The 7,792-nt window shown below is 56.1% G+C and carries 4 protein-coding genes; 3 read left to right on the top strand and 1 reads right to left on the bottom strand.

The window, feature by feature from the left end:
* Window positions 1-252 precede the first annotated feature (252 nt).
* Window positions 253-2,925 carry a PAS domain S-box protein gene (locus Z052_RS03880; RefSeq protein ID WP_094580639.1) on the top strand — a complete coding sequence of 891 codons (2,673 nt, stop codon included), beginning with the start codon at window positions 253-255 and terminating at the stop codon, window positions 2,923-2,925.
* 257 nt (window positions 2,926-3,182) lie between these two features.
* Here the strand turns inward: Z052_RS03880 and Z052_RS03875 are convergent, their stop codons facing one another.
* Window positions 3,183-6,392, bottom strand: coding sequence for a DUF5817 domain-containing protein (locus Z052_RS03875; RefSeq protein WP_241897892.1), 3,210 nt, complete (start codon window positions 6,390-6,392; stop codon window positions 3,183-3,185).
* Window positions 6,393-6,977: 585 nt separating this feature from the next.
* Here Z052_RS03875 and Z052_RS03865 point away from each other — a divergent pair.
* Window positions 6,978-7,250: a hypothetical protein gene (locus Z052_RS03865; protein WP_089308944.1), complete on the top strand. Its 273-nt coding sequence runs from the start codon at window positions 6,978-6,980 to the stop codon at window positions 7,248-7,250.
* Between the two features lie 120 nt (window positions 7,251-7,370).
* Window positions 7,371-7,790, top strand: a complete 420-nt coding sequence (locus Z052_RS03860; RefSeq protein ID WP_144049999.1) for a hypothetical protein — start codon at window positions 7,371-7,373, stop codon at window positions 7,788-7,790.
* Window positions 7,791-7,792 lie beyond the last annotated feature (2 nt).

The following is a 7,792-nucleotide window of genomic DNA, read 5'->3' as shown; positions in this document are numbered from 1 at the left end:
GGGCCTTCAGTTGTGATCTGGTAGATTCACCCTACAGACTGTCTATCAGTCGTTTCTAGCAGATCAGTGTTGAAGCGGCACTAGCAGGCCAGATCGGTCAATACAGTTGATTTACATTCCGACGCATATCACTGATCGACTTACGCTCTATCAGAAAGTGTGTGCGAGATACAGAGGAGGCCCATATCTATGTGGTCAGTTATCTCAACTGCTGTACTGACTTTTTTCATAGCTGAACTAAAAACTCTGAGTATGTCTGACCGAGCAGAGCACAGGGATACAATCCGTGTCCTCCATGTTGATGACCAACCAGACTTCGCCGAAATGACCACAGCGTTTCTTGAACGAGAGAGTGACCGATTCGACACTGAAACGGTAAGTAGTGCGAGCGAGGGGCTGAATCGTCTTGCTGAATCCACATTTGATTGCGTCATTTCCGACTATGAGATGCCTGGGCAGAACGGTGTTGAGTTCCTCCGAGCTGTTCGTGAGGAGTGGCCTGATCTACCGTTTATGCTGTTTACTGGCAAAGGGAGCGAAACCGTCGCCAGTGACGCAATCTCCGCAGGAGTCACTGGTTATCTACAAAAATCGTCTGGAAATGAGCAGTACGAATTACTGGCCAATCGCATTCTGAATGCTGTCGGCAAGGTACAGGCCGAAAAACAGATTAAAACAGAACAGAAGCGATTTAAGACTCTTTTCGACCACCTCTCACAACCCGCTGTAGAAGTTCGGTACGAGGCCGATGAGCCAATCGTCAGGCAGGTTAATGCGGCATTTGAGAACGCATTCGGGTACGAATCTGAGACTATGATCGGCGATTCACTTGACACACACATCGTCCCTGATAACCGAACTGACGAAGCCGCAGAAATCAATGAACATGTCCAATCTGGCGGCAGTCTTGACTCGAGGGAGGTAACCCGACAGACAACAAACGGACTCTGTAAATTCCTCCTCCAAAATGCGGTCTATGATGACGGTTCAGGCGGGTTTGCTATCTACACAGACATTACTGACCGAAGCGAACGTAAGGAACTGCTTGAACGAAACCGAGATCTACTGCGACACACGCAACAGTTGGCTAAGGTTGGTGGGTGGGAGGCAGATCTTGAAACTGGCGAACAGCGTTGGACGAAGGAAACATACAATATCCACGATCTCGATCCTGCTGAAGAATCCGACCCCTCGGTTGAAACAGCGATCGAATTTTATCATCCTGACGACCAATCAACAATTCAGACAGCAATCGAAAACTGCCGCGCCCACGGCAAGCCGTACGAACTTGAACTGCGATTGATCACGGCAGAAAATGATCAAAAGTGGGTACGTACTACTGGTGAACGCATACATGACAGTGACGATATAATCAAACTTCGAGGCGCAATCCAAGACATCACCGCTCAGAAAGAACGAGAAAAGGAACTCCGACTGTACGAACAACTCGTCAGGCACTCTCCCGAGTTGCTGGTCATCATGGACGAGGAGATGACTGTTAAGTACCAAAGCCCACCGTCGCCGTTACTCGAGTGGGAGCCACTGGATGTTGTTGGCGAGAACCCCTTCGAAGAGGTCCACCCAGACGACCACGAGAAACTCATGGATCACTTTGCTCGACTGAAGGACAAACCCGATGGGATTGTCGCCGTTGAGTTTCGGGCACGGGACGTGGATGGGGACTGGCGGTGGATCGAAAGCCGTGGGCAGAACTTCACTGACAGCGACCCGATTGAGGGTATTCTTACGGTAATGTGTGACGTTACACAGCGAAAACAACAAGAACAACGGCTCGCTCGGTACAGCACCACCCTCGAGCAGATACAGTCGAGAACGCAAACCCTACTAGAAACGACGAATCCCACAGAAGCAGCCGAGTCTGCCGTAGCGGCGTTCGAAGCCGTCTTAAAATGTGACACTACTGGTATCTGGTTACGCAGAGACGACCAAGATATACTTGAGCCGGCCGCCATCTCCGAGCGTGGTCAGGAGTTGATTTCTGACCCCCCAACGTACGGGGCGGACACGCAATCACTTTCGTGGGAGGCCTATCAGCAGCAAGAACTCCGATACATCAGCGATATGTCCGCACATGACCAGCGATCGAATGAAGACACACCTATCGAGAGCGAGGTAATCGTACCACTCGGCCGGCATGGAATAGTGAATGTTGGTTCCACGGAGCCGGATGCATTTACTGAGCAAGAGATAGATGTTGTTGAGTTGTGGAGCAACACACTGACGGCTGTGTTTGGCCGGATTACACAGCTAGAATTACTACGGGGGCGGGAAGCTGAACTCGTTCGGGAACGTGACCGGCTCGATGAGTTCACCAGCGTCGTGTCGCACGACCTTCGGAGTCCGTTGAACGTCGCAAAGGGGCGAACGAAGCTGGCTGCTAGCGAGTGTGACAGCCAACACCTAACCGATGCTCAACAGGCCCTGACACGTATGGAAGCGCTCATAGACGACTCACTAGCGCTGGCTCGACAAGGAAAAGTCGTCGGTGAAACGACTAGTGTCGACCTCGAGGCGATTGTCGATCGGTGCTGGGAGACGACCCGCACAACCGAGGCTACCCTTGAGATTGAGGGGCTATCATCAATACAAGCAGATGCCGATCGATTACCAGAGGTGTTTGAGAATCTTTTCCGAAATGCGGTTGACCACGGTGGCGAAGGCGTGACGATCACCGTTGGGGAGGTAGACACCGGATTTTATATAGAAGACGACGGATCCGGCATCTCTGACGATAACCGGGACGAAGTGTTTGAGACCGGGTACTCGACATCCGAAGAGGGAGTCGGCTTTGGACTGAATATTGTCAAACAGATAGTAGAGGCTCACGGCTGGGAGATTCATCTGACCGACAGTGCCGATGGTGGTGCCCGCTTCAAGATTACCGGTGTCGAGAAAGTTGAGTGATCGATGCGTGCTGTGTATCTCGCACAGCTATTGGAATATCCCCCTGATCTGGCAGAATCCTCGGCACTCAATCCGCAAGCGCTTTTTATCGGCTGATCCGGCTGTAAATTCACGAAATAAATGTCGTGGCAACTCTTCTATGCCATCCTAGGAACAGCATGAGTGGCCCAATGGTATCGTCAAAAAATATGATGGCGATACCAGTGTACCAAGTCTCTACGAATCACCGGTGACAGACATCTTCATTCCTCTAGAACTCATCCAACAAGTTCCCCAGTAGTTGCTTCTTGGAGGCTCAACTGGCGTGGGCGTCTCCCCATTACCTCAGTCTCACATTCAACAAGGACACCACCAGCGACAGCAGCGTCCTCTCGATAGCACGCTCTCGTAGTCACTGCCCACAGCGCTGGCAGCACCTCATCGAGTAACGGCCACGGCTCTGTGAGTTCCAGCAAGACGTCGCCAGCGAACCCGACGTCCTCTGGTGAGATTGGTCCGTCTGGCCCGTGATGCTCCCGGGCTGTCCGTAACGCTCCGGCCGCAGCGTGGACATCGTTGCTGACGGTCGGATCGCTCACCCATCGCGGGTAGATATCCTGGTACCGCTCAGGCAGTTCTCCGTCGTCCCGATTCGTCTCCGCAAACGACAGCTGGAGTCGGTAGCCAGCGTCGGCCTTCGCGACGATTCCAGCATCAACGAGGTCAGGGAGATGGTCACGAAGCGAGCGAGCCGACACGCCGGCTCTCTCGGCGAGTGCTGACTGCGTCAGGAATTCTTCAGCGCCTGCGAGTGCCACAAGGGCCTTTCGCGGCGTTGACGACGCATCCCGGAGGACCTGCTCTGGAGACAGTGCTGCGATGATACGCCGGAGCTCTACAGACCGGATATGTCGCGTCTCGGCTTCCGGCTCCAAGGCACGAGCGACGCCGTTCGCGATAGCGAGCGGTGACCGACACAGTCCGTGAAGCACTGATACTGCCTCTGGAGTCGTGAGTAGATTCTTCGCCTCGAGCGCTTCCTCAAGCAGATCCCGGTACTGCTCCCGACTCGTCGATGTCTGGACGGGGACGCGGACACCGATCTCGGGGGCGTCATCCCGGATGTCCCTCGGCGAGACGTTGGATCGAAGCTTCTCAGCGAACACGTCCTGGCGGTCGCCGTAATCAGCAAACAGACACCACGAGCCGATGAGCTCACCGAACGGCTCTGCCGCGTTGACATCGACATCCAGTGACCAACGGAGGACCTCCTCACGGTCCTCAAAGAGTTGCCGAAACACTGACGCCATCCCGTATTTCGACGCAATCGCAGAGTTGATTCCAACGAACTTCGCGATAGCTGAGAGCTTCTCGTCGGCAAAATCGCTCTTGAACCGGGGTATCCGACCGATTCGGAGGATGTCCACACCGGCGAAGTCCAGTAATCGGGTCATCACGCCGATCACGCCGAGTGACTCAGTGAGTATCTTCGTCCGAAACGCCGTTCGAGAGTTGTACTCGCGGTACTCGCCGTGAGTCATGTCCCGCGTCATCTCGCAAATCTCCTCGAGAACAGCTTGTATGCGGTCGCCAAACTCATCGACATCGTCGACGAGTTCGTCTTCTTCAGCAATCCACCCAAGGCACGCACTGTTCTGTAGAATATTGGGTGCCTCTTGGAGCAGTAGGCGGAACTCACCATTCTCGTCGAGTCGCTCGTCAGTTAACAGATTGTCCCAGACAAACCCGTCACCCAACGACCGAGCAGTACAGACTGCCCACTGCATCGGATTGTCGACTTCGGCGGCCACAGCGAGCCGATCATTGTCCCAGTCCATGTAGCGCCGAGGAGCTGCCCGATCCTCCCACTCGGAGACCGCCGCATCGACAGTTGCGACGCCATTCTCGGGGGTCGCCGCGACGGCGGCCTGATACGTAGAGCGAGAAAGCGGTTGGATAGTATGGAGTGCTGGGAGGCGGTCGCGGCTCCAGCCGGTCCCCCCCTCACGTGTGTGCGCGGGTCTAGACTCCAAATTGTCGGCAGATTTTCCGGTCCGACTCACAAAATTCTGAAGGGGTTTTTGTTGCGTTCCAGATCGTCCGATTTCTTCGAGGAAACGCACGCCAGCCGGGCGAATGGCGACTTTGCTCCCGTCGCTGGTCGCGATACGATCCGTCACGAGTTCGTGTTCACGAAGCTGGCGCAGGTGGTACGCGACGTTGTTCCGAGACTGGTCGGGGTCATCGTACGGAGCAGCCTCATAGAGCGCCTCGTAGCCGGCTGTCTGGCCGGCTTCCGCGCCGATACGCTCAAGCGTTGCGACAACCTCACCGTCCGTCTCAAGCGCCTCACACGCAGCCGCGACGTGGTCGTCGACAGTTCCGTGAGCGCGCTGGTCTGTATCGCATTGAGAACTCACATCGAACGCTGCCACGTCTGGGACGTTCCCATCCAGTTCGTCGACATCGATCTCCGGATCGTAACTCCAAGCGAAGCGCCGCATCCAGATGGACGACTCAAACACAATCCGGACGTCCACACCGTGGCCAAGCCAACTGAGCAGCTGGACCATTTGCCGGCGTTGGTCGGCGTGGCCGATCTCCCGGAATGACTCATCGATCCGCACGGTGAGTGTTGGCGTATGGGCTGCGGCTGCGAGCAACGGCTTCACAACTCGGCGAACATCCGCAAGCTCACCAGGAAACCCGATGCCAAGCGGGCCGAACTCCGAGCTCCCAAAGCTCTTGAGCAGTTCGAGTGCTTGCTGATGCTGCTCGGACTCGACATCTTTACACAGGCTCGACAGCGTCGACGCAACGATCGACCCGTTGAGGCTCTCTGCGTCTGGAAGCGCCTCTTGGTCAACTGTCCCGAGCTGATCGTCGATAATCGATTCAAGCGTCTGCCAGGCGGCCCCATCAGCGACACCACCGACGAGTTCGCGCACAGCGAGCGCAATATCGGCTTCGAGGATCCCAACAAGACGCTGCCAGAGTTCACCCGGTCGGCTCCCTTGGTCGAGGTGTACTGTCCCAGACGACACGGCTGGGTACTGCTGAACCACCCAGAGACCCGCGTCCTCATCACAACGGAGATCTCCAAGCTGACGAGAGCTCTGATCGGTTTTCTCGGGTGACTCTCGCTCCGCTGTGTCAAGATGCTGATCGTCTGCGAAGGCACCTGTAAGCACTTGTACGCCGAGTGGTTGGCCGACGAGGTCGCGGTCCCACTCGTCTTCAAGATCGGCGTAGTGGCCACCCTCGTCGAACTCAGCGCCGGCGTTCCGAGTGTTCGCGAGAAGTGCCGCCCGTTGCTCAACAGCGTCCTCCCACGTGTCGGCTCTTGCTCGACGTCGCAACTGGCCATCTGAATGCTGGCTCCCACACCGGGGGCACTCACGAGTGCTAGCAGCGCCACTGCTGACGGCATCCTCGATGACCCAGTGTTGGCTACAGTTGGAACAGCCAACGACAGCGAAGCGACTCACGCCGCTGGCACACCTCCATGAGCCGGGTGGTCCTGCATAGTGCGCTCTCCGCGCACGTGCTCGACGCTACGGCCGAAATCGGATAATCGGCCGTTTCAGAGACAGCAGAGAGGGTTATCGGCGAAAGCCGGAGATGACTCTCACCACCGCAACCATTAAGACCACTTCGGAAGAAATGAGGAATAGGAAAGCATCCTCGGACAGGTGCCATCCTGTCCCTTCCCAAGCGGCCCCTGCTGCCAACAGGGGAACTTCCCCCCCCTTTCTAAACATCGCCTAGCCGTACATACTGCGATGTTGCGCCGGCCTCCGTCTTAATACTCACGCCGAGCGTCAGACATACATACAATTACTGTTATTTTGTCCCGGTGTCCGTATTCAGGCGGTTTACACACCTCTAAAGCGGCTAACTGGCAACTGTAATGGGTTCCATGTGGGAGCCTTCCTACGAATTCATCCAATCAGCATCCACGCACTCGGATATAGCTGTGAGTTCTGTAAGCAGCCTCAAGCATTTAGCGTCCAACAGTCTCAATACGAATATGTCGTTTCGGGTACGGGGCAAATGGGAAGTGCGTCATCAACTTGGAGTTCAAGATCGAAGATGGCTGGCGGGCGATCAACGACTACCAAGAGGAGCTGACCGCGCTCGACATCGGCCGGCAGATTGCGGCGGTCGAGCTCGCCGTGCTGGCGAACGAACTCCAGTCACCCGCTGAGACCTTGGACTACTGGATGACGCAGACGCTCTACTCGACTCGGCAGTCTTCGTGGGCTGATGATCGGAAGGCCAGCCCGCAGACGGTCAGCGACCGGGTCCGGTCGGCGAAGGAGAAACTCGATTTCGAGGAGGCATGATGGCGGAATCTACACGCACTTATGTGAAGGCCCACCTGACTGAATACAGCACCAACTGAATCACTAATGGCGCTCCTTCCCTTCCGTACCGAGTCAAACACCTACTCGACGTCTGTGACGATGGACGCGAGCACTGTCGGTGATACGACGGTGACGGCAGCCGTGTATGCCTCTCGGGAGCTCGAACCGGCGATTCTGGAGGCGATCTACGACCACGGGAGTGGCATCGAATTCAAACCGTTCTACAACAAGGCGAACGACTACGAACACGCCGTCCGCCGAGACTTCACCGAAGCCGTCCTGCAGGAATTTCCGGAGCACATCCGTGTGTTCTCCCACCGCCAGAGCCTGGATGGGAACGAGGACACCCAGCAGGTCGAAGCGGTCCACTCCGCGATCCACGTCAACGACATCTTGAACACGGTCGCCGAACCCCCCGCGGTAATCGTCGATGGGAACGAGCAGCAGGCCAAACCGTTCGTCGCCGCACTCGGAGGGCTGCGAGACGATCGCCCGCTGGTGGCTCATACTGTCAGCTAAAT

This window comes from Halorubrum sp. C191 (assembly GCF_002727095.1).
GTDB classification, from domain to species: domain Archaea; phylum Halobacteriota; class Halobacteria; order Halobacteriales; family Haloferacaceae; genus Halorubrum; species Halorubrum ezzemoulense.
Note: the sequence above shows the minus strand (reverse complement) of the source record. Positions and strands in the feature narration are given on the sequence as shown.